This window comes from Haloferax prahovense DSM 18310, assembly GCF_000336815.1.
GTDB classification, from domain to species: Archaea; Halobacteriota; Halobacteria; order Halobacteriales; family Haloferacaceae; genus Haloferax; species Haloferax prahovense.
The window spans coordinates 21,648-43,265 of record NZ_AOLG01000057.1 but is presented as its reverse complement, the minus strand read 5'-3'; the positions used below and the strand labels follow the sequence as shown (position 1 = coordinate 43,265).

12 protein-coding genes and 2 pseudogenes are annotated in these 21,618 nt (G+C 67.9%); all 14 read right to left on the bottom strand.

All coding sequences use genetic code 11. From position 1 onward, the window contains the following. Nucleotides 1-204: 204 nt before the first annotated feature. The 14 genes and pseudogenes from xacR to cobN all read right to left on the bottom strand — a co-directional run bounded on the left by xacR (nt 205) and on the right by cobN (nt 21,575). Nucleotides 205-960, bottom strand: a complete 756-nt coding sequence (xacR, locus tag C457_RS18465) for an HTH-type transcriptional regulator XacR (protein WP_008097029.1) — start codon at nt 958-960, stop codon at nt 205-207. Between the two features lie 582 nt (nt 961-1,542). Beyond that, on the bottom strand, nt 1,543-3,003 hold the full coding sequence (locus C457_RS18460) for an MATE family efflux transporter (protein WP_008097026.1): 1,461 nt from the start codon (nt 3,001-3,003) through the stop codon (nt 1,543-1,545). Next, nucleotides 3,003-3,851, bottom strand: coding sequence for a polysaccharide deacetylase family protein (locus C457_RS18455; protein WP_008097025.1), 849 nt, complete (start codon nt 3,849-3,851; stop codon nt 3,003-3,005). The genes C457_RS18460 and C457_RS18455 overlap by 1 nt, the downstream gene beginning before the upstream one ends. Beyond that, nucleotides 3,848-5,827, bottom strand: coding sequence for an IucA/IucC family protein (locus tag C457_RS18450; RefSeq protein ID WP_008097024.1), 1,980 nt, complete (start codon nt 5,825-5,827; stop codon nt 3,848-3,850). The genes C457_RS18455 and C457_RS18450 overlap by 4 nt, the downstream gene beginning before the upstream one ends. Further along, on the bottom strand, nt 5,824-7,191 hold the full coding sequence (locus tag C457_RS18445; protein ID WP_008097023.1) for a lysine N(6)-hydroxylase/L-ornithine N(5)-oxygenase family protein: 1,368 nt from the start codon (nt 7,189-7,191) through the stop codon (nt 5,824-5,826). The genes C457_RS18450 and C457_RS18445 overlap by 4 nt, the downstream gene beginning before the upstream one ends. Then, nucleotides 7,188-7,889 carry a GNAT family N-acetyltransferase gene (locus tag C457_RS18440; RefSeq protein WP_008097022.1) on the bottom strand — a complete coding sequence of 234 codons (702 nt, stop codon included), beginning with the start codon at nt 7,887-7,889 and terminating at the stop codon, nt 7,188-7,190. Before C457_RS18440 ends, C457_RS18445 begins: the two co-directional genes overlap by 4 nt. After that, a pseudogene (locus tag C457_RS18435) lies at nt 7,886-9,752 on the bottom strand (IucA/IucC family protein). Before C457_RS18435 ends, C457_RS18440 begins: the two are co-directional and overlap by 4 nt. After that, a complete protein-coding gene (locus C457_RS18430) occupies nt 9,749-11,302 on the bottom strand; it encodes a pyridoxal phosphate-dependent decarboxylase family protein (protein ID WP_008097021.1) in 1,554 nt (517 codons plus the stop codon). The pseudogene C457_RS18435 and the gene C457_RS18430 overlap by 4 nt, the downstream one beginning before the upstream one ends. After that, complete coding sequence (locus C457_RS18425; protein WP_275039365.1) at nt 11,299-12,729, bottom strand: diaminobutyrate--2-oxoglutarate transaminase; 1,431 nt, start codon at nt 12,727-12,729, stop codon at nt 11,299-11,301. The genes C457_RS18430 and C457_RS18425 overlap by 4 nt, the downstream gene beginning before the upstream one ends. 215 nt (nt 12,730-12,944) lie before the next feature. Next, a pseudogene (locus tag C457_RS18420) lies at nt 12,945-14,814 on the bottom strand (IucA/IucC family protein). A gap of 142 nt (nt 14,815-14,956) precedes the next feature. Then, nucleotides 14,957-16,159: an ABC transporter substrate-binding protein gene (locus C457_RS18415; protein WP_008097018.1), complete on the bottom strand. Its 1,203-nt coding sequence runs from the start codon at nt 16,157-16,159 to the stop codon at nt 14,957-14,959. Nucleotides 16,160-16,233: 74 nt separating this feature from the next. Further along, nucleotides 16,234-17,049: a cobalt-precorrin-7 (C(5))-methyltransferase gene (locus C457_RS18410; RefSeq protein WP_008097017.1), complete on the bottom strand. Its 816-nt coding sequence runs from the start codon at nt 17,047-17,049 to the stop codon at nt 16,234-16,236. Next, complete coding sequence (locus tag C457_RS18405) at nt 17,042-17,722, bottom strand: precorrin-8X methylmutase (protein ID WP_008097016.1); 681 nt, start codon at nt 17,720-17,722, stop codon at nt 17,042-17,044. The genes C457_RS18410 and C457_RS18405 overlap by 8 nt, the downstream gene beginning before the upstream one ends. Then, nucleotides 17,715-21,575 carry a cobaltochelatase subunit CobN gene (gene cobN, locus C457_RS18400; RefSeq protein ID WP_008097015.1) on the bottom strand — a complete coding sequence of 1,287 codons (3,861 nt, stop codon included), beginning with the start codon at nt 21,573-21,575 and terminating at the stop codon, nt 17,715-17,717. Before cobN ends, C457_RS18405 begins: the two co-directional genes overlap by 8 nt. Nucleotides 21,576-21,618 lie beyond the last annotated feature (43 nt).

Sequence of the window (21,618 nt, the reverse complement as noted above, 5' to 3'; positions counted from 1 at the left end):
CCCCCGGCCGAGACTGTTGGCTCAGCCCGCTCCAAACACGATTCTCTATAACAGAACGGCACTCTACGGGTGACTGCAGTATGGGTTACACGACTAGCTGTGTAATTTTCACTCGTAATCACACGCCGAGAGCTGTGTTAACATGGCTCTACATCGAGAATTCGAGGGGTTCGCGGTCTGTTCCGAGATAGCGAACAGGGTGCGTCAGTAGTTGATGTTGAGCTCGACGACGTTCGCCGCGCTCAGGACGCGTTCGGGGAGCGACCCGTGGAGGTCTTCGTCGCTGACCCGGCTGGCGGGTGCCGAGACGCTGATGGCACCGAGCACCTCGCCGGAGGACGATTTGATGGGTGCCGCGAGGCAGCGCAGCCCTTCGAGGCGCTCGCCGTCGTCGATGGCGTAGCCCCGCTCTCGAACCGCTTCGAGCACCTGAAACAGCTCCTGTCGCGTGCCGATGCTCTTCGGCGTCTTCTGTTCGAGACCGTGACGCTCGATTATCTCGTCCACCCGCGACTCCGGGAGGTTCGCGAGAATCGCCTTCCCGAGGGCGGTCGTGTGCAGGTTCGTTCGGAGGCCCGCGTAGGTGTCGAGGTCGACGGCGTCGTCGCCTTTCGCCCGCATCAGGTAGACGCCCATCCCCTGTTCTTCGACGAGGAGGTTGGCGAGTTCACCCGTGTCGGCGGCGAGCGACTTGACCTCGGGTTCGGCGACCTGATACACCTCCATCGACTTCCGACTGTGACCGCCGACTTCGAGGAATTTCAGACCGACGCGGTAGTCGTCGCCGTCCTTGAGAACGTACCCGTGTTTCTGGAGGGTCGTCAGGTGGTTGTGGACCGCGCTTTTTCCCATGTGGAGGTCGCTCGCCAACTCCGTGACTCCACAGGGTCCTTTCTCCATCAACTCTTCGACGAGCGCCAGTGTCTTCTCGGTGGTTCGCACCGGATGTTTGGCGTCCATAGCTACTCGTTGTCAAGTATCTGAATAAGTGTTCTGGTCCGGAGAACGGTGACGCCGAGTCGCAGAAAGGCGTCCCGTTCGACTCGGAAAACCGCTTTCGATGGTTGATGCTGAGCGTAACGCGAGAGTCGGCGGTGGGCGTTCATGAGTTGGACTTGTCACGGCGTCCGCCGCCGCCTCGCGCGTACTGGTATGACTGACACGTCACACGGTCGGACCGCTCGCGCCGACCACGCGTAACCTCGTGCCGGAGCATGATATTTTTTGGCATGGGTGTAGAGCTTGCCCGGCGGTCGTCTCCTCGGCGCGACCGGTTTGCCGTCGCGACCGCTGGTTCCTCCCCGACGCTCACCTCGATTATCGACCGAATTCATTTATAGATGTTTACATAGTTGTTATAAGATAGCCTACGTATCTCGATGACTCGCTTCCGTTTCACTCCCCTCTGGACAGTCGTTTTCGTCGCTGAAAATGGGTCTTACTAGATGTCTGGGCCACAAGTGAACCTTCCAATAACCCCGTCTGTCAGAACTGCGTAAACGTGTCAGATATCTCGCCCCAAAATATATTCAATCTGTGATTTCATCGATGAGTCCTCGGCCGCCCCGCGGGCGTCAGTCGTCGCCGGTCACGGCCCCCCCTCACACCGCTTCGAGCGAGCGAGCGCCGCCGGGCGGTCCGGTAGAACCACAGCGACGCGACGCCGCCGCCGACGACGTTCGAGGCGGCGAACGCGACCCAGATGCCGCCGGGACCGAGGGCGCTCGCCCCCCACAGCGCGGCCGGAATTCGCACGACGCCGAGGGCGAGGATAACGATGAGCGACGCTGCTGTCGTCCGCCCCGCCCCGCGCAGTCCGCCGGTGAACACCCGCATCAGTCCGACGAATCCGAACGAGGGGGCAATCGTTCGGAGGAAGGAAACGCCGGCGTCGACGACGGTCGCGTCGGCCGCGAACAGGCCGACGAGCGGACGGGCGGCGACCCAGACGACGACGCCGCAGGCGCTCATGGCGCCGAACAGGAACGCCGCGGCGAAGCGGTTAGTCGCCGTCGCGCGGTCGGTCGCTCCCGCGCCGAGGTTCTGTCCCGTCATCGTCTCGACCGCGCTCGCGAACGCGACCGTCGGGAGGACGACGACCGAGAAGATGCGCGTCCCGACCCCGTAGCCGGCGACCACGCCGGTCGAAAACAGCCCGACGACGGCCAAGAGGAGGTTGATTGAGACCGCCCGTCCGGTCTCTTCGAGGGCGGTCGGCAGGCCGAGTCGGAACAGCCGCCTCGCGGCCGCGGCGTTCGGGACGAACTGTCCCGGTCGGAGCCGAAGCCCGCGTCGTCCGTCGAGGAGGATGCCGACGCCGACGACGGCCGCCAGCCCGCGACAGCACACCGTCGCTATCGCCGCCCCGCGGATGCCGAGTTCCGGCGCGCCCCACCAGCCGAAGATGAGAATCGGGTCGAGGACGACGTTGAGCGCGACCGACCCCGCCATGACGAGCATGGGCGTGACGGTGTCGCCGCGGCCCCGCATGAGCGAGATGAACGCGTAGAACGCGAACACGAACACCATCCCCAGCGAGACGATGCGCATGTAGGCGGTCGCGAGCGGGAGGACTGCGGGTGACGCGCCCATGAACGCGAGCACGTCGTCGACCGCGACGTAGGCGACAGCGCCGACGCCGACGGCCGCGATGGCCGCGTACGTGAGCGTCTGCGCCGCCGCCCGTTCCGCGTCGAGCGATTCGCCCGCGCCGGTGTGTTGGGCGACGAGAACGCTCCCGGCGATAGAGAGTCCCAGTCCCAGCGAGAGGAACAGGAACACCAGCGGGAACGCGAACGAGATGGCCGCCAGCGCCTCGGTGCTGTAGCGCCCCAGCCAGAGCGTGTCCGCGACGTTGTACGCCGTCTGGAGCAGGTTCGTGACGACGATGGGGAACGCGAGGTAGCAAAGCGGCCTCGCGATGCCTCCCTCGGTCAACTCGAGTTCGGACGGTCCGACGAACAGGCCGTCGAGGCGCGCTCGGAGCTTCGTCACGCGACCCATCAGTCGTATCGGTCGCGCCAGTAGCGCGCGAGTTCCGCGCAGGTCGTCACCCACGTGTCGCCGGTCGAGAGCATCCGCTGGAGCAGGGACTCGAGCGCGTCGACGCGGCTCGCTCGGCCCACAATCTGCGGATGCATCGTCAAGACGAACAGCCGACCGCGCTCGCGAATGCCGTCGAACTCGGCTTCCCACGTGTCGAAGACGGGACCGTGCGGCGAGATACCCGACTGAAACTCGAACGTCGGACCCATGTTGAACCCCCAGTAGACGAAGTCGTCCAACAGGTAGTCGTTGGGAATCTCCACGAGGTCGCGGTCCTCGCGGAGGTACGGCATATCCGTGTCCTGCCACGAGGCGTCGTACAGCATCCCGGCGTCCTCGACGAGGTCGAGTGTCTGGTCGCGCATCCCGCCGACGGTCCGGTAGCCGACCGGGGGCTCGCCGGTGAGGTCTTCGACCACCTCGATGGTCCGCCGGAACTCGGTCGCCTCGCGCTCGGCGGACATCTCGCGGGGCGAGACGTGCGTGTAGCCGTGGTGGGCGATTTCGTGGCCGTGTTCGTGGAGGAACTTCACCGCCTCGGGCCACTCTTCTGCGACCTTGCCGGGGACGAAGAACGTGCAGTTCACGTCGTACTTTTCGAACAGTTCGACGAGCCGCGGCACGCCGACTTCCGGCCCGTAGTCGCCGCGGTAGTCCAACCGGGCGAACTCCGGGTCGAGCGCGGCGGCCGCGCGCCACAGTTCGTTGGCGTCGAGGTCGAACGTGAACGTCGCCGCGGCGCAGTACTCGCCCCACGGGTCCGGCTTGTGGTTCGAATCGACGCGCGCGAACAGTTCGTCGCTCATCGGTCGCCTCTCGCGTCGCTCTCCGGGACCCGGTCTCCGTCCTCGATTCCCGCCCGCGTCGCCGGTTCGAGGTCGGACAGCGCGTTCGAGACGGTCCCGTGGGCCGTCACCGCCGGCGGCGCGTGGTCGTCGTCGTAACCGTACTCCACGAGCCGATTCCGGTTCAGACAGAGCTTGTCGTACTCCGGTTTGAACAGGTCGAACAGCTCGAAGCGGTCTTCCAGTTCCGGGAACCGCTCGTGGTACCGCTCGATGCTCGCGCGGACCTGCCGCCACAGGCGTGTCTCGTCGTAGCCCTCGCGGCGCTCTAGTCGGTCGGCCACGTAGCGCAGGACGCAGACGAACAGCGTGCCGACGATGTGCTGGCACATCCCGTCCGGCGACTTCCGGTGGACGATGTCGTCGTGTTCGTACAGGTCGTCGGGGAGTCTGTCGAGTTCCGGCAGTCGCGTCTCGCTGACCGCGATTTCGTCCACGTAGTCCTTCACCGCCAGCCGGGTCGGCCGGCCGTCCCGAAGGACGAGCATCGTGTTCGTCCCGTGGGGCATGAACACCATCCCGTAGCGGTAGAGGTAGTGCAACAGCGGCGGCAGCAGCACGTCGAAGCAGTCGGCTAGCCACTCGTCGATGGAACAGCCGGCCCGCTCGGCGAGCGTGGAGACGACGGGCGTGCCGTCGGCGTCCTCGTGCATGAGCGCCGAGAGCGTGAGCACCTGCTCGTCGTCGTCGACGAGGGCTTCGACGCTCTCGCGCCACACCGCCCCGAGCAGTTCGTGGTACTGGTACGGCGCGTCGTCCAGTTGCGAGAACTCGGGGTGGTCGTAGTTGAGACTCGCAATCTCGCCCGGCAGCACCAACTCGCAGTCGTCGCGGAGGAACGGGTCGTCGTCGCGAATCGACTGCACGTACTCCGTGACCCGGGGCGCGGCGCGCGCCTGCTCGCCGGGCAGTCCCCGATAGACGATGGTGTTCAGCACGCGAATCGGGACCTTGACGTGCGGCTTTTCTGGGTCCGTGAGGTTCGTCAACGTCCGCACCGACTGCTGCGGGAGGTAGCTGTCGGGACCGGTCCCCAGCGGGACGATGTCGCCGGCCGCGATGTCCTTGGCGAACAGCTGCGCGACGGTGTTTTTCCACTGCCACTCGTGGACCGGGAGGTAGTAGTAGTCGTCGGGGTCGTGACCGCCGGCCCGGAGCGTCGCGTCGAACTCCGCCGCGGCCTCGCCGAGTTGCTGGGCCATCAGCGATTCGTACCGCAAGCCCTCGACGCTCCGAAAGTCGGCGCGGTCGCGGTGTGCAGCGACCCAGACGAGCGATTGCGGCGTCTTGCACTCGGGGGCGTACGCCCGGTAGTCGTCGTAGCCGAAGCCGATACGACCCTTGTTGATGGTGAACCACGGGTGACCCTCCATCTCGCCTTCGACCGCGGCGTACGGCATGTCCAGTAGGCTCTCGTCGGCATCGGCCTTGCGGGCGTCGATGTGGGCGTCGGCGACCAGCGTGTTGTTGTACTCCCGGACGAGGTGACTCGCCGTCTCGGGGGCCACGCCGAGCGACCCCCGCGCGTCGAGGAGGAACTGGACGGGGTCGGTCGCGGGCCGCCAGCCCTCTCCGTCTCCGTTTCCGTTCGGGTTCTCGTCGGCGTCTTCGCTCTCCACCTCGCCGCCGACGTCTCCGTCCCGTCGCTCGATGCTGTCGGGGTCGACCCGGTAACTGTCGAACGGCCGCGATTGGGCCGCGAACCGGTAGACGACGCCGTCGTAGTCGAGCCGGTACCGGGTCCACTCGCCGTCGGTGCCGCGTGCTTCGGGGTCGAGCAGCTCCTCGTACAGGAACTCCTCGAACAGCTTCGTGAGCAGGTCGCGGCTCACGTCCGCCCACCGGTCCGCGTCGAGCGCAGTCTGGAGCGTCTCCAGTCCGTCTATCTGTCCTGTGCGTCCCGTCCGTCCGTTCGTCCGCAGTTCCGGTCCGTTCATTCGTCTTCCTCCGCCGTCGATGCCGCCGCAGTCGCGCCGCCGGTCGTTTCGAGGAACCGCTCGACGGCGAAGTCCTGAAACACGGTGTCCTCGTCTTCGGGGTAGACCGTCCGGTCGCAGAGTCGGTTCACGATGTGCGCGTTGCGATAACAGCCGAGGCCGAGGTCGGGCGCGCCGACGCCGTGGGTGTGGCGTTCCGCGTTCTGGACGAAGATGCGCCCCGTCACGTCGTCGTCGAGGCGCAGTCGGTAGTCGTCGGTGACGCGGTAGCGACCCTCGTCGTCCCACTCGATGCGCGATTCGAGCGACGAGAGGAAACTCGGCGTCGGCCGGTGGTAGCCAGTCCCGAGGACGACGACCTCGCTCTCGTGGGCGAACGGCGTCTCGGACTGCCACTGCTCGCAGTCGAGGCGGTAGCGCGGTCCGTCGGAACCGGACACCCGCTCGATGCCCTCCACCGAGGTCATGGCGAACAGCCCCACGTCGGGGTCGCGGTCGCCGATGGAGCGACGGTAGAGCGCGTCGTATATCTCGGCGCTGGTGTTCACGTCGATGCCCTTGTACAGCAGGTCCTGTTCGGGGTACACCTCGTCGCGGGTCTCCTGCGGGAGGTCGTTGAAGTACGACGTGTACTCCGGCGTGAAGTGCTGGAGTCCGAGCTTCGAGTACTCCATCGGGAAGAACCCCTCCGAGCGCGTGAGCCAGTCGAGTCGGTAGTCCGCGTCGGCCTGCGCCTCCAAGAGGTCCAAGAACACCTCCGCGGCGCTCTGGCCCGACCCGACGACGGTTATCGAGTCGGCGTCGAGACACCGCTCTTTTCGGCTCCGGTACGCCGCGGTGTGGAACACGTCACGCTCGGGGTGTCCCTCCAGATTATCGGGGACGTGCGGCCGGCTTCCGACGCCGAACACCACGTCCTCGGCCCGGTAGCGGTGCTCCGCACCGCTTTCGGGGTGGCGGGCGGTCACCTCGAAGTAGCCGTCTTCGACCCACTCGACGTTCGTCACGCGGCGTTCGAACCGGCAGGCGTCGAGTCGCCGGCTGACCCAGCGCAGGTAGTCGTCGTACTCCCGCCGGGGAATCTGGAACGTCTCGTAGAAGTAGAACTCGTAGATGCGGCCGGTCTCCCGCAGGTAGTTGAGGTAGCTGTGGGGGTTCGTCGGGTCGGCCAGCGTCACGAGATCCGCGAGGAACGGCACTTCGAGGGTCGTCCCCTCGATGAGCATCCCCTCGTGCCACGCGAACTCGGCGTCCTGTTCGAGGAACACCGCGTCCACGTCGTCGGGCGCGCCGTCGAGCATGGCGGCTAGCCCGAGGTTGAACGGCCCGAGGCCGACGCCGACCACGTCGTGGACGGGGGTCATCGCCCCACCTCCGTCTCCGCGTCGGCCGCGACGTCGACACACCTATCGGTGTCCCCGTCTGTGTTCGCGTCCGCGGGTTCCGCCACCGCGTCGAAGCACCGCTCGCGCTCGCAGTGCATCAACAGCGCCTCCTTGTCGGGGAGGTCGATGCGCCCCTGCGGCTCGTAGCCGCACCGCTCGAAGACGCGGATGGCGATTTCGTTGCGAACGTCCGGTTCGCTGACGACGCGACCCGCGTCGGTCGCGCGGAACTGAAACGCGGTAATCGCCCGCAGGAGGGGAACCGCGTAGCCGTGTCCGAGGTACTCCGGCGGCCCGATGAGTAGGTGGACGCCGCGGTCTTCGGGCTCCGCGTCGTAGCGCTCGCCGACCACGTCGTCGGCCGCGCGGTACGCCTCCCAGTAGCTCATCGGCGTGTGGTCCAACAGGCCGACGTAGGGCGTGAGGTGGTCGTCGCCGAGCTTCGAATCGAGCTTCGCCCGAAACGCCGCCTCCGGCAGGTCGAGTTGCCAGTACGGCTTGACGTGGTCGGAGCCGAACCACGCGCGGAGCCGGTCGAAATCGAGAGTCGGGTCGACCTCGGCGAACGCGACGGTCCGGTCGATACGCTCGTTTCGAACCCGATACGCGTACTCGCGGCCCGCGCCCGCTCGCGCCGCCACGGTCGCGGTCGCCGAGTCGGCGTTCGAGCCGGTCATGGCGTCGGCACCTCCAGTTCCGTGACCAGCGGGTTGTCGATGTCCGCGTACACCGACTGGTTCGCCAGCGAGCCCTCCAGTTCGTCCATGTCGTGGAACCGCGTGAGTAGGTTCGCCTTGCAGGGAATCGTCTCCCTGGTGAGGAGGTCGTCGAGCAGCGACGACGACGGCCGGTCGTACCGGCGGAGCGATTCGAGTTCCTCGCGGAGGACGCCCAAGAGGCGTCGCTCGTCGACCAGTCCGGCCGTGCCGAAGGCGTTGACGAGGCCGAGGGCGTTGTTGATGATGACGTAGTACCGGATGCGCTCGTCGGCGACGGCGTCCGGGCAGACGGTGTCGGCGCGCTCGCCGATGCCGGGCAGGAGCGCGTCCACCTCGTCGTACGTCGACTCGGGGAGGTAGTAGCCCTGATTGTCGCGGTAGCGGAACGTCTCGGGATAGCCGCCGTCGAGCGTCAGGACGCTGTTCTGCTGGTGGGCTTCGACGCCCAGTCCGCGTTCGAGATAGAGCCACAGCACCGGCCGAACCGACAGTTCGAGGTACTGGCGGAACCAGTCTTCAGCCACCGCATCGGCCGGTCTGCCCTCGTGCTCGGCGATTCCCTCGACGAGCGTCGCCAGCCGCGACGACCCGTCGCCGAGGTGGTCCTGACAGAGGCCGACCACGGGCGTCGCGTTCGCCGCCGCGTTGCCGCGGAAGGGGTTCTCGCGGAGGACGGTCTCGAAGCCGGACTCGCCGTCGCCGAGGTCGACCGTCAGGTACGCCGGGTCGCGGACGACGTCGAACGCCGGGAACCGCTCTTCGAGGTCGTCGCCGAGTTCGGTGTCCAGCAGTTCGGTGACGGCGACGCCGCGCTCCAGTTCGGGGAGTTTGTTCGTCCGCTCGGAGTTGGTGATTTTGACGTTCAGCGAGCCTTTGACCATGAACGGCGCGTCCGGCGAGTACAGCGTCCGAACCGAGGAGGTCGGGTAGNTTGGTGATTTTGACGTTCAGCGAGCCTTTGACCATGAACGGCGCGTCCGGCGAGTACAGCGTCCGAACCGAGGAGGTCGGGTAGAACTCTCTGCCGACCTGGCCGACGTATTCGAGGCCGTCCCCGAGGTGCGCCTGCACTTCGGGTTGCGCGCGGAGGTAGTCCGCCTGCCACGGGTGGACGGGAATCAGCACCTCGTCGGCGTCGACGCGTTCGGCGACGAACGACTCGGGGACCGACTCGTCCGCTCGGAGCGCCGACGCGACCCACTCGGCCGCCGACTCGCCGCGCGCGGAGTCCTGCGAGACGAGCGAGGGGTCGGCGCTGAAGTACGCCAGCGGGAACGACCCGCGGAGTTCGGGCGCGTAGGTCCGCGACTCGTGGTCGGGGATGCCCTGTCTGCTCTTCGGCGTCGGGTGTAGCGGGTGGCCGAACACGAGCGACTGCTCGGCGTCGCGGAAGGTGGTGTCGAAGCCGTAGAGTCGCTCCTCGTCGCCGCGGCGGCCCTCGACGAACCGCTCGATGTTCTGACAACTCTTGACGACTCGCAAGAGGAGTTCGTCGGCCGCGCCGGTGTCGTCGCGGTCGAGTCTGAGTTCGGTCGTGACGAGCGTCACGAGCATCGTGTACTCGAGCGGGAGCGTTTCGCCCCGGGGAAGCCGGTAGACGCCGGGGAGGTCGAACAGGTGGCGGTCCGTCGGCGACCGGTACGAAAGCGGGACGTAGAGGTCGACGCCCTGGTGGAACAGCGGCGCGTGGACGACTTCGTCGGCGTCCGTCTCGACCGGTGCGTCCCCGGCGGGGACGACGGTGTAGTCGCCCGTCTCCCGGAGGTAGCAGTTCAGGAAGCTGTGCATCGTCGCTGACTCGGCCGTGTCGTTCGGATTCATGCGTGTCGGTCGTCGGTCGTCGTTTCGAGTGCGGTGCCGCGGGTCGAAATCTCGCGCAGGAGTTCTCGGAGGTCCTCGCGCGTCGTTCGAGGGTTCAGGAGCGTCAGCTTCAGGCACGTCTCGCCGTCGACGGTGGTCCGGGCCACCACGGCCTCGCCGTCGTCGAGAAGGGAGTCGCGGATAGCTTCGTTCACCTCGTCGGCGCTGCGTCTGTCGGGGTCATCGTCCCGTCCGTCGCCGGGGACGTACCGGAAGACGACGACGTTCAGTTCGGAGTCATGGACGAGGCGGAGGTCGGGGTCGGCCTCGACGAGCCTCGCGGCGTCGTCGGCGAGGTCGATGGTGTACTCGACCATCGACGCCAGCCCCTCGCGGCCGAGCGCCTGCATCGTGACGAAGGGTTTGAGCGCGTCGAACCGTCGGGTCGTCTGGACGGACTTCGAGACGAGATTCGGCACGCCCGCGTCGTCGTCGCGCTCCGGGTTCAGGTAGGCCGCGTTGCGGTCGATGAGGTCGTACGCCGACTCGTCGCGCACGAGGACCGCGCCGCAGCTAATCGGCTGGTAGAACAGCTTGTGGAAGTCGACCGCGACGGAGTCCGCGGCCTCGACGCCCGCGAGTTTGTCGGCGTGGTCGTCGCTCAGTGCGAGCGCACCGCCCCACGCGGCGTCGACGTGGTACCAGCAGTCGAGTTCGGCCGCGCGGTCGGCCAGCGGCCCCAGCGGGTCGATGCTGCCGAAGTCCGTCGTCCCGGCGGTCGCGACGATTGCGAACGGGCGCTTTCCGCGCTCGCGGAGGTCAGCGACCGCCTCGTCGAACGCTTCCATCGACAGGCGGCGGTCGTCGTCGGTCGGGACGGTGACGACGGCGTTCTCGCCGAGACCGAGGTGCGAGGCGGCCTGCTTGGCGGTGAAGTGGGCGTCGGCCGAACAGAGGATTCGGAGGTCCCTCGCTTCCGGCGGGAGGCCGGCCTGTTGCACGTCGACGCCGTACTCCTCCAAAATGACCTTGTTGCGGGCGAGGAGTAGGCCGACGAAGTTCGACTGCGTGCCGCCGCTGGTGAACACGCCGTCGCCGTCCTCGTAGCCGAACAGCTCGCACAGCTCGTCGACGAACCGCCGTTCGAGCTGCGTCGCGGCGGGGCTCTGGTCCCACGAGTCCATCGACTGGTTCGTCGCCGTCAGGAGCACCTCGGCCGCGAGCGCCGGAATCGTCGGCGGACACTGGAGGTGCGCGACGCAGGTCGGGTCCGAGACGCCGACGGAGTTTCGCAGAATCGGCTCGGTGCGGTCGAGCGCCGCGGCCACGCCGTCGCCCTCGTGGGGCAACATCTCCAACCGGGCGAGCGCGTCGTCGAGCTTCTCGGGCGTCGCCCCCGAGTACGGCGTCGCCTCGTCGGCGAACTCGTCGAGGACGAGGTCGCACGCCCGGCGAATCGCGTCCCGGTAGCGCGCTCGGTCGTCGCCGTCGCCGCTCAGGAACCACTTCGCGGCGTCCGGTCGCGGGTCGCGCCGCTCGCCGACGCCGTCGACGCCGCCGACGTCGTTCATGCGGCGACCTCCCGGCGGCCGTCGGCGTCGACCGCCTCGATTGCGGCCTCGACGGCGTCCGCGAAGATGCTCCCGATGGCGTCCACGTCGTTCGGGGTGACGACGAGCGGCGGGAGGAACCGGACGACGCTTCCGTGGCGGCCGCCGAGTTCGACGATGAGTCCGCGGTCGAAACACGCCGCGCGGACGGCGTCGGCGAGGTCCGGATGCGTCGGGAAGCGCCCGCAGGCGTCGGGCGCTCCCGCGGGGTCGACGAGTTCCACGCCGAGCATCAGTCCGCGACCGCGCACGTCGCCGACGGCGTCGTGGGCGCGCTTCGTCGCGTCGAGGTGGCCGCGGAGTCGGTCGCCCATGCGCGCGGCGTGGTCGTCGAGGTCGTGTTCGAGCACGTGTTCGATGGTGGCGATGCCGGCGGCCATCGCGAGTTGGTTCCCCCGGAAGGTCCCGGCGTGCGCGCCCGGCTCCCAGACGTCGAGCGACTCGTCGTAGACGACGACCGAAAGCGGGAGCGACCCGCCGATGGCCTTCGAGAGCGTGACCGCGTCGGGGACGATATCGGCGTGCTGGAAGGCGTACAGCTCGCCGGTCCGGCCGAGGCCGGTCTGAATTTCGTCCACGACGAGCGGGATGTCGCGCTCGCGGGTCATCCGCCGAATCTCGCGGGTCCAGTCGTCGGGCGCGGGAATCGCGCCGCCCTCGCCCTGCACGAGTTCGACCACCATCCCGGCGGGGTCCGTGATGCCGCTTTCGGGGTCGTCGAGGGTGCGTTCGACGTACCGGGCGGCGAGTTCGTGACACTCCTCGCCGCCGACGCCGAACGGACACCGATACTCGTACGGATACGGCAGGTGGTGTACGTCGGGCATCAGTCCCGGCACGTCCTCCTTCGGGTCGGTGTCGCCCATCAGGCTCAGCGCGCCGTTGGTCATGCCGTGGTAGCCGCCCTGAAACCCGAGGACGCTCCGGTTGCCCGTCGCGGTCTTGACGAGTTTGAGCGCGGCCTCGACGGCGTCGGTCCCGGCGGGGCTACAGAACTGCACCCGCGCGTTGTCGGCGAACTCGTCGGGGAGGCTGTCGAACAGCGTGTCGACGAACCGCTCCTTGACGGGCGTCGTGATGTCGAGGGTGTGGAGCGGGCGGTCCTCTGCGAGGACGCGCTCCATCGATTCGATCACCTTCGGGTGGTTGTGCCCGAGGGCGAGCGTGCCGGCCCCCGCGAGGCAGTCGTAGTACTCCTCGCCGTCCATGTCGGTGACGGTGACGCCCGAGGCCTCCCGTATCGCGTGCGGGAGGTGCCGAGGGTAGGTCCGCGCGCTCGACTCGCGGGCGGCCTGCTGTTCGAGCAACGCCTCGTTGCCGGCCGTTGCGTCGGTCATCGGGCTGTCCTCCGTCGGTTCGTCGTCGGTCTGTCGCTGTCGAGCATACAGTTTTAGGCTAGCCTAAAAATACAAAAAGTTTACTGCAGGAACGCCCTGTCTGAATAATAACGGGACAGCGCGGCCGCTACGCGGTCGCCGCGGAGCGTCCGCGACGACCCGCCTTCCCCCGCTTTCGGCGGTTTTCCCTGTCCGCACGCCGGCCGCGTCGGGTCGAGTCGGACGCTCGGGCTCGCGTCGGCCGCTCGCGTCGCCGCCGCGTTAGCTCAGCGCTCCCCGTCGAACGCCGTCACCAGCGGGTTGTCGACCTCGACGAAAAGCGGCGCGTCGTCGAGGGAGTCGTCCAGTTCGTCGATGTCGTGGAACCGCGTCAGGAGGTTCGACTGGCGGGTCAGCGTCGGCTCGGCGAGCAACTGGTCGAGGAGCGACGACCCCGGTGCGTCGACCTCGCGGAGCGATTCGAGTTCCTCGCGGAGCACCGCGAGCAGTCGCCGCTCGTCGACCAGCCCGCTCCGCCCGAGCGCGCTGACGACGCCGAGCGCGTTGTTGAGAACCGTCCAGTATATCATGCGCTGGTCCGCGATGTCGTCGCCGCAGACGGTGTCCGTGCGCTCGCCGACGCCGGGGAGGAAGTCGTCGAGTCGGTCGTACCGCGACTCGGGGAAGTAGTAGCCCTGATTGTCGCGGTAGCGGAACGCGGTCGGATAGCCGTCTTCCAACAGGACGACGCTGTTCTGCTGGTGGGCCTCGACGCCGAAGCCGTACCGGAGGTAGAGCCACAGCACCGGCCGGACCCCGACCGAGAGGTACCGCCGAAACCACGACTCGGCGACCGCGCCCGCCGACCGCCCCTCGCGTTCTGCGAGCGTCTCGACAATCGTCCCGAGTCGGGAGCGACCGCCGCCGATGGGGTTCTGACAGAGCGCCACTACGGGCGTCGCGTTCGTCGCCGCGTCGCCGCGGAAGGGGTTCTCGCGGAGGACGGTCTCGAAGCCGGACTCGCCGTCGCCGAGGTCGACGGTGACGTAGGCCGGGTCGTCGATGAGACCGAACTCGGGGAACTCGGCGTCGATAACGTCGCGGAGGCCGGCGTCGAGCAGCTCGCTGACGGCGACGCCGCGGACCAGTTCGTGCCGCTTGTTGACCCGCGCGGAGTTGGTGATTTTGACGTTCAGCGAGCCTTTGACCATGAACGGCGCGTCCGGCGAGTACAGCGTCCGAACCGAGGAGGTCGGGTAGNTTGGTGATTTTGACGTTCAGCGAGCCTTTGACCATGAACGGCGCGTCCGGCGAGTACAGCGTCCGAACCGAGGAGGTCGGGTAGAACTCCCTGCCGACCTCGCCGAGCGACTCGATACCGTCGCCGAGGCGCACTCGAACCGCCGGCTGTGCGAGGAGGTAGTCGGCCTGCCACGGATGGACCGGGACGAGTCCGTCGTCGGTGTCGCCGTCGAGGTGTTCGGCGACGAACGACTCGGGCACCGACTCGTCCGCCCGGAGCGCGTCGGCTATCCACGCCGGGGCGCTCCGGTCGAGCGTCGAGTCGTGGTCGAGGAGGTCGGCCGCGACCCGGAAGTAGTGGAGCCGGAACGACCCGCGTAGCTCCGGGGCGAACCGCGGTTCGTCGTGCGGCGCGATGCCCTGCCTGCTCTTGGGCGTCGGGTGTCTGTGGTGGCCGAAGACGAGTGACTGCTCGGCGTCGCGGAACGTCGTCTCGAAGCCGTAGAGTCGCTCCTCGTCGCCGCGGCGGGCCTCGACCGCCCGGGCGGTGTTCCGACAGCTCTCGACGACCCGGAGGAGCAGTTCGTCCACCGCACCCGGCGCGTCGCGGGCGAGCGACAGCTCTTCGAGGAGCAATCGCGCAAGTCGGAGGTAGTCGAGGTCGACGGCCCGGCCGTCCGGGAGGACGGAGACGCCGGGGCCGCCGAACAGGTGTCGGTCCCCGGCGGAATAGTACGAAAGCGGCACGAACACCTCGATTCCCTGCTCCGGAAGCGGGAGTCGAACTCCTCGTTTACAGTCGGTCACAAGCGGCGTTTCGGCCGCGTTGACGACCTCGTGACCGCCGATTTCGTGGAGGTAGCAGTTGAGGAAACTGTGCAACGTCGCTGACGCGGCGCGGTCGTCCGGGGCCACGTCGGCATCCGGTGTCCGCCCGACATCTCGGCTTGTCGCCATGTGTTTTAGGCTAGCCTAAAAACATATAAGAATTCTGGCGGAATGCGCCGCTCGACGGCGGAGCGAAACGGGAAAAGCGGGGCCGCGAAGCGGGACCGAACTACAGGTCGCCGTTGACGATGTCGCTGACGCGCTGGGCGTCGAACAGGCGCTCGTCGGCGTCGTACAGCGTCTGCGCGAGGCGGTCAGTCACGACGAGGTTCGTGATAGGGCCCTGGTAGAGCGCGCCGGCGCGGTAGACGTCGTCGTTCTTGACCGCGGTGAGTTCGCTCGCGACTTCGTGGCTCTCCATGAACGAGATGACCGTGTTCTGGAACTCCTCGCGGGTCTTGGCCTCCTGTCCGCGCAGGAGAAGCACTTCGGGGTCGACCTCCAGGAGCGTCTCGAAGTCGACTGCGCCGCGGTTGCTGTAGAAGTCCTTCACGTCGGTCGTCGCGAGCGCGTCGTTGACCTTCAGGTCGTTGAGGTGCTTGAAGCTCGTCCCCTCGTCGATGATGTAGGGGTAGAACTCCTCGGGCTCGTCGCCGCCGCCCCAGACGACGGCGGCCGAGGGTCGTTCGCCCTGCGCGGGGACGACCGGCGCGAGGTTCGCCTGGAACTCCTCGTGGACCTGTTCGAACGCCTCGAAGCGGTCCTCGCGCTGGAACACCTGCGCGAGCTTCTCGAACGCCTCGTAGAGGCTGTAGTAGCGGTAGTCCTCGTGCCACGCGTAGCCGCGCGAGAAGATGCTGTTGCCGAAGAACGGACCGACTTGGGTGCTGATCTCCTCGATATCGCCCTCGCTCCACTGGCCGCGGTTCAGGAGGAAGTTCGGGTCGGCGATGTGCACGTCCGCGTTCATGTCGTAGAACTGCTCTTTGCCGACGCCGCTGTCGCCCCACAGCTGACGGATGGACGACTTGTCGACGCTCACGTCCGGAATCTCGTCGTAGTACTGCGTGTGGTACCGGCCGGGGAGCCAGACGCCCATCGGCGCGTCGAGTCCGAGCGCGACGCCCATGTCGGCCCAACTGCCGTTGTTCGCGACCCACGTCTCCGGGACCGAGTCGAACGTGACCTCGCCGACCGGTTCTATCGACACCGAGTAGGATTCCGACGCCTCGGTCGTCGTCTCGGTTTCCGTCTCCGTCTCTGTCGCCGTCTCGGTCGCCGTCGCCGTGGTCGTCTCGGACTCCGTCGTCGTCGTCTCCGACCCGCCGCCACCGGTACAGCCGGCGAGCAGACCGCCCGCGACGACCGCGCCGCCGTACTGCAGGTACTCGCGCCGCGTCGATTCTCGACCGCTGTGTCCGTCGTTTGCCATGTATTTTAGGCTTCCCTAAATGCTTAAAACGTCTTCGAAATTTAGGCGAGCCTAACTCCCCCGTGTGGGACGGCTCAGTCCGTCGCGTCGACGGGGGCCCTGACGGCGAGGACCGTGAGGTCCGAGTACGGCGTCGAGTCGGGGCCGCTCCCGCCGGCCGAGTCGCGCAGGTCGCCGAGCGTCGTTCGGGTGATTCGCTCGTCGTCGTGGGTCAGGCGTTCGAGCACGAGGGCGTCCAGCGATTCGTCCGCGCCCGAATCGAGGAGGAACTCCGCGATGTCGCCCGGCATCCAGTCGAACGGCCGCGGCAAGACGAGCAGGTGGCGTTCGCCCACCGCCTCGGCCAGTCGGTCGAGGTCGGCGTCGAGCGACCCGCTCTTGTGGAGCGTGACGAACCGCGTGTCCTCCATCGGCGTCCGGGCGCGACTCGCGGCTATCTGGAGCGACGAGATGCCCGGAATCACCCTGACCGGTGGCTCGACGGCCCGCTGGACCTTCCCGAGGAACTGGTAGCCCGAGTGGTTCGCGTCGCCCATGAGGACCGCCGTCCCGCGCTCGCCGGCCGCGACGCGCCTCCCGAACTCGGACAGCGCCTCTGCTTCGTCGGCGTAGCCGCAGGTGAGCAGGTCGGCGTCGGTCTCGTCGGCGACGAAGTCGACGACCGTCTCGAAGCCGACGACCACGTCGGCCTCCCGAATCGCTCGCCGCCCGCGAGGCGTCAGATACTCCGAGTTGCCGGGGCCGATTCCGACCGCGTAGACCGGCGCGGCGGCGTCCTCGGCGTCCTCGCTGCCTCCACCAATTTCGCCGACGCTCGGTTCGGGCGCGGCCGCGGCGAACGTCGCCGGGTCCGCCCCCGAATCGAGGTCGTACGGGTCGTCCTCACTCATGGTCTTCGAGGTCGACGTCGCCGTTGCGAACGTCGCTCGCGACGTGAATCAACTCGTTCGTGAGCGCGGCCGCGAGGCCGCTCCCGCCGCGTTTCCCGACGTTCGTCACCGCCGGAACGCCGTACTCGTCGGCGATTTCGCGGACGCGCTTCCGGCTCGCTTCGGCCTTGACGAAGCCGACGGGCGTCGCGACGACGGCCGCCGGTCGGGTCCCGTTTTCGATGCAGTCGCAGAGCGCCAACGCGGCGGTCGGCGCGTTGCCGACGACCGCGATTGCGCCGTCGTAGACGCCCTGCTTGTCGAGTTCGAGCACCGCGGCCGCGGTCCGGGTCATGCCCGTCTCGGCGGCGAGTTCGGCGCCGTTGCCGATTGCCTTCCGCACCGGGCAGTCGTGGCCGCGGCCCGTGACGCCGGCCTTCGCCATCGTGATGTCGGTCACGATGGGTCGCTCGTCGAGGACGGCCCTCGCGCCCGCGACGACCGGGCCGTTCTGACAGCGAAGGAGGTGCTGGAACTCGATGTCGCCGGTCGAGTGGACCGCCTTCTGTCGCAGTCGGTCGTTCAGCGTCTCGTCGGGGACGAACGTCCGGACGATGTCCATGCTCGTCTCCGCGATGTCCATCGCGTCCCGCGTCGTCGCGCCGAGGTCGGCGTAGGCGTCTCGTTCAGTCATCTGATTGGGTTCCGGCCATGGCGTTCGTCGTGTTCGCTTCGAGGTCGCCCTCCACGGAGAGGTTGATGTCCTGCAACCGCTCTCTCACGTCGTCGTCGGCATCCCACAGGTCGCGGTCGATGGCTTCGAGGAACGTTGCCGTGATGCTTTCGAGCGCCCACGGGTTCACGTCGCGCAGCCACTCCTGTCGGTCCTCGTCGAAGGCGTAGGCGTCGGCGAGACTTTCCCAGAGGGTGTCGCTGACGACGCCCGTCGTCGCGTCCCAGCCGAGCGCCACGTCGACCGTGGTCGAGAGGTCGCCCGCGCCCTTGTAGCCGTGTTCCTCCATGCTGTCGAGCCAGTCGGGGTTGAGGACGCGCGCCCGCATCGCCTTGCGGACCTTCTCCTCGTTCGTGTAGACGCTGACGTTGTCGGGGTCGCTGGAGTCCCCGACGTACGAGGCCGGGTCGCTCCCGGAAATCTCGCCGACAGCCGAGACGAACCCGCCGTGGAAGGCGTACCAGTCGGAGGAGTCGAACTCGTCCTGCTCGGCGGTGTCCTCGATTTTCACCGTGGCTTCGACCCCGCTCAAGCGGCGCTCGAAGGCGTCGTGGGCCTCGGTCACGCTGCCGCGACTCCCAAGGGCGTAGCCGCCCCACTGGACGAACACGTCCGCGAGGTCGCTCCGGTCGTCCCACTCGCCCTCGTCGACGGCCTTGTTCGTCCCCGCGCCGTAGCCGCCGGGCGTCGTCGTGAACACGCGGTGTTTGGCCAGTTTCTCGGCCTCGTCGGCGGCGACGCCATCAGCCTCGAACTCGGCGGCGTCTTCCTCGACGTGCTTTTTCACGTAGTTCATCTCGTGGGGTTCGTCGAGTTCGACGACCGCGTCGACGGCGTCGTTGACGACGCTCGCGGCCTGCGGGAACGCGTCGCGGAACAGCCCCGAGACGCGGGTGGTCACGTCGATTCGCGGGCGGTCGAGTTCGTCCAGCGGAATCGGCTCCACGCCGTCGACGCGGCCCGCGTCGGTCCACACCGGTTCGACGCCCATGAACGCGAGCACCTGCGCGATGGTCTCGCCGCGGGTTCTGACCGTCGGCGTCCCCCACGCGACGACCCCGAACTCCTCGGGGTACTCGTCGTGGTCGCCGTAGTGGCGGTCGAGGACGCCCTCGGCGACCCGCTCGCCGACGCTCCACGCCGGCTTGGCCGGGACTTTCCGCGGGTCGAGCGTGTAGAAGTTCCGCCCGGTCGGCAGCAGGTCCACCCCGCCGCGGGTCGGCGCGCCGGAGCCGCCGGAGCGGACGTACTCGCCGGCCAGCGCGTCGGCGGTCTGCGGAATCTCGGCTTCCGCGGCCGCGACCCGCGGGGCCGCCTCGTCGCAGATGAACGCCAGCACTTCGCGGAGGTCGTCGTGCGCGCCGCGCTTGGCTCGCGCGTCGCCGAGTTGGTCGATATCGACCACGAGCAGGTTCATGTTCACCTCGTCGTCGGGGGCGGCGTCGACCTCCGACTCGGGCACGTCGAAGTCGCGTTCGGCGAGGGCCGACACCAGTTCGACGCATTGGTCGTAGACGCGGTCTGCGGCCTCCGAGAGGTACATCCCGAGGTCGTCGTCGTACGTCCCCGGTTCGTCTCGCATTCGGTCGTAATCGACGCCCATGACGCCCGCGACGCTCTCGCGGAGGCTCGGCGTGTCGGCGTTCGGGAGGCGCGTGAGCGCGACGAGGTACTCCACGAGGCGGTCGCTCTCGGGCGGTTCGCCCATCGTGTGGAGGCCCATCCGAATCTGCGTCGTCTTCACGTCGGTCAGGTACTCGTGGACGCGCTCGACGAGTTCGTCGAAATCGACGGCTTCGGGACCGACGTCGGCATCCGCGTCACCGATTGCGTCACCGACCGCGTCGGCGTCTTCGAACCCGAGTTCGACCGCGAGGTCGAGGTCGTCGACCGCGTCGAGGAGGAGTTCGCGGAGTTGGTCACCGCGCTCTGGGCGGGCCTCGTCCATGCCCGCCTCGCGGTGCTCGCGGGCGAGTTCTTCGAGGTCCGCGAGGTCGTCGTACGTTCCCGCGGTGCGCATAACCGGCGTGAGGTAGTCCACGATGGCCGCGTACGACCGGCGCTTGGCCTGCGTCCCCTCGCCGGGGTTGTTGATGATGTACGGGTAGACGTTCGGAAGGGCCGAGACCAGTTGGTCCGGGGCGCTCTCGCCGTTCAGCCCGACGGTCTTGCCGGGGAGCCATTCGAGACTGCCGTGGGTGCCGAGGTGGACCACGGCGTCGGCCTCGAACGCCTCGCGGAGCCACGCGTAGAACGCCACGTAGTCGTGCGGCGGCTGGAGGTCCGAATCGTGGTACACCTTCGAGGGGTCCATCCCGAACCCGCGCGGGGGCTGGACGGTCACGAGGACGTTCTCGAACTCGACGCCCGGAATCGCAAAGGGTCGCTCCGGCGGGTCGCCCCACTCGTCGACGACGTTGTCGCGGAAGCGGTCGTCGGCGTCGGCGAACCAGTCGACGTACTGGTCGGGTGAGACCACGTCGACGCTCAGGTCCCGCACGTCTTCGGGCGCGACCCAGCGGTCGTCCAGCGTCAACTGCGAGGTGAGGTCGTCGATGAGCGCTTGCCCGTCCGCGGGGAGGTCGCCGACGGCGTAGCCCCGACTCCGGAGTTCGGACAGGAGGTTGACCGTGCTCGCGGGGCTGTCCATCCCGAAGGCCGTCCCGATGCCGTCGTCGCTCGGCGGGTAGTTGTGCAGGACGACCGCGACGCGCTTCTCGTCGTTCGGGAGGTGGCGGAGCCGCGCCCAGTTGACCGCGAGCCGGGCGACGTGGTCGACGCGGTCCTCGATGGGGAAGTGCTGTTTCGGCGCGCTCCCGACGCCCGCCTCGTCTTCCATCCGCTCTTTCCCGCTTATCGGGTGGGTGATGACGTTGCCGTCGAACTCGGGGAGCGCGACCGACAGCGCGAGTTCGAAGCCCATCACGCCCGTGTCGCTCGACTCGTACCGGCTTCGGGAGCGCATGGTCGTGATGGCCTGTAAGACGGGAACGCCGAGTTCGGTGAGGAACACGTCCTCGGCGTCCGCGCCCTCGTCGTCGGCGTCGCGGCCGCGCTCGCTCATCGACAGCGAGAACATGAAGGAGCTGACGACCGCGTCCACGACGGGGCCGTCGTCGTCTGAAAACCAGTTCCGCGCGACCCACTCGGCGTTCTCCTGTCCCTCCTCGTCGGTCGCGGGGTTGCAGAACGCGGGCAGGACGTTCGCGCCGAGCGATTCGAGTCGCTCCACGAGCGCGTCCACGTACCGAGTGTTCGCGTGCGTCCAGTGGGACTCGTAGAACCAGACGCCGATGGTCGGCTTGTCGGGGTCGTGAGTATCGAGCAGTTCGTCGTACTCGACGCCGGGGTAGTCCGGGTGGTAGACGCCCTCAGTCGGGAGTTCGACCGGGTCGTCGACTTCGGTCTCGACGCCGGCGTACTCGGCGGCGAGGAACCGACAGAGGTTCTCGACGTTCACCGCGCCGCCGCGGTCGAGATATTCGCAGACGCGCTCGCGGTCGGCGTCGGCGACGGTCGTGTCCTGCCGCGCGAAGGCGTCGCCGGTGGCCTCGACGACGAGCGGCACGCCCGCCGCTTCGAGTCGTTCGACCGCGTGGTCGTAGCCGGGCATGCTGTCTTCGGCTCCGTGGAGCCAGAAGACGGCCGCCGTCGCCGACTCCAACTCGTCGACGAAGGCGTCCGCGTCGGTCACGTCGTCCAAATCGCTCGCGGAGCGGACGACGAGGTCGATTCCGTCGAGTCGGCGCGCGGCCCGCTGGACCGCGCCCAACTCGTTTTCCGTCGCTGTGTACAGTCCGATTGTCGGTGTCATTGATAAAGTGTTATTGTCTTACTGCAAGTACGATTTCGTATTC

Bases quoted from the DNA above. Each gene is read 5' to 3' on its own strand.
- xacR (WP_008097029.1), bottom strand. From the start codon at position 960: ATGGACGCCAAACATCCGGTGCGAACCACCGAGAAGACACTGGCGCTC.
- C457_RS18460 (WP_008097026.1), bottom strand. From the start codon at position 3,003: ATGGGTCGCGTGACGAAGCTCCGAGCGCGCCTCGACGGCCTGTTCGTC.
- C457_RS18455 (WP_008097025.1), bottom strand. From the start codon at position 3,851: ATGAGCGACGAACTGTTCGCGCGCGTCGATTCGAACCACAAGCCGGAC.
- C457_RS18450 (WP_008097024.1), bottom strand. From the start codon at position 5,827: ATGAACGGACCGGAACTGCGGACGAACGGACGGACGGGACGCACAGGA.
- C457_RS18445 (WP_008097023.1), bottom strand. From the start codon at position 7,191: ATGACCCCCGTCCACGACGTGGTCGGCGTCGGCCTCGGGCCGTTCAAC.
- C457_RS18440 (WP_008097022.1), bottom strand. From the start codon at position 7,889: ATGACCGGCTCGAACGCCGACTCGGCGACCGCGACCGTGGCGGCGCGA.
- C457_RS18430 (WP_008097021.1), bottom strand. From the start codon at position 11,302: ATGAACGACGTCGGCGGCGTCGACGGCGTCGGCGAGCGGCGCGACCCG.
- C457_RS18415 (WP_008097018.1), bottom strand. From the start codon at position 16,159: ATGGCAAACGACGGACACAGCGGTCGAGAATCGACGCGGCGCGAGTAC.
- C457_RS18410 (WP_008097017.1), bottom strand. From the start codon at position 17,049: ATGAGTGAGGACGACCCGTACGACCTCGATTCGGGGGCGGACCCGGCG.
- C457_RS18405 (WP_008097016.1), bottom strand. From the start codon at position 17,722: ATGACTGAACGAGACGCCTACGCCGACCTCGGCGCGACGACGCGGGAC.
- cobN (WP_008097015.1), bottom strand. From the start codon at position 21,575: ATGACACCGACAATCGGACTGTACACAGCGACGGAAAACGAGTTGGGC.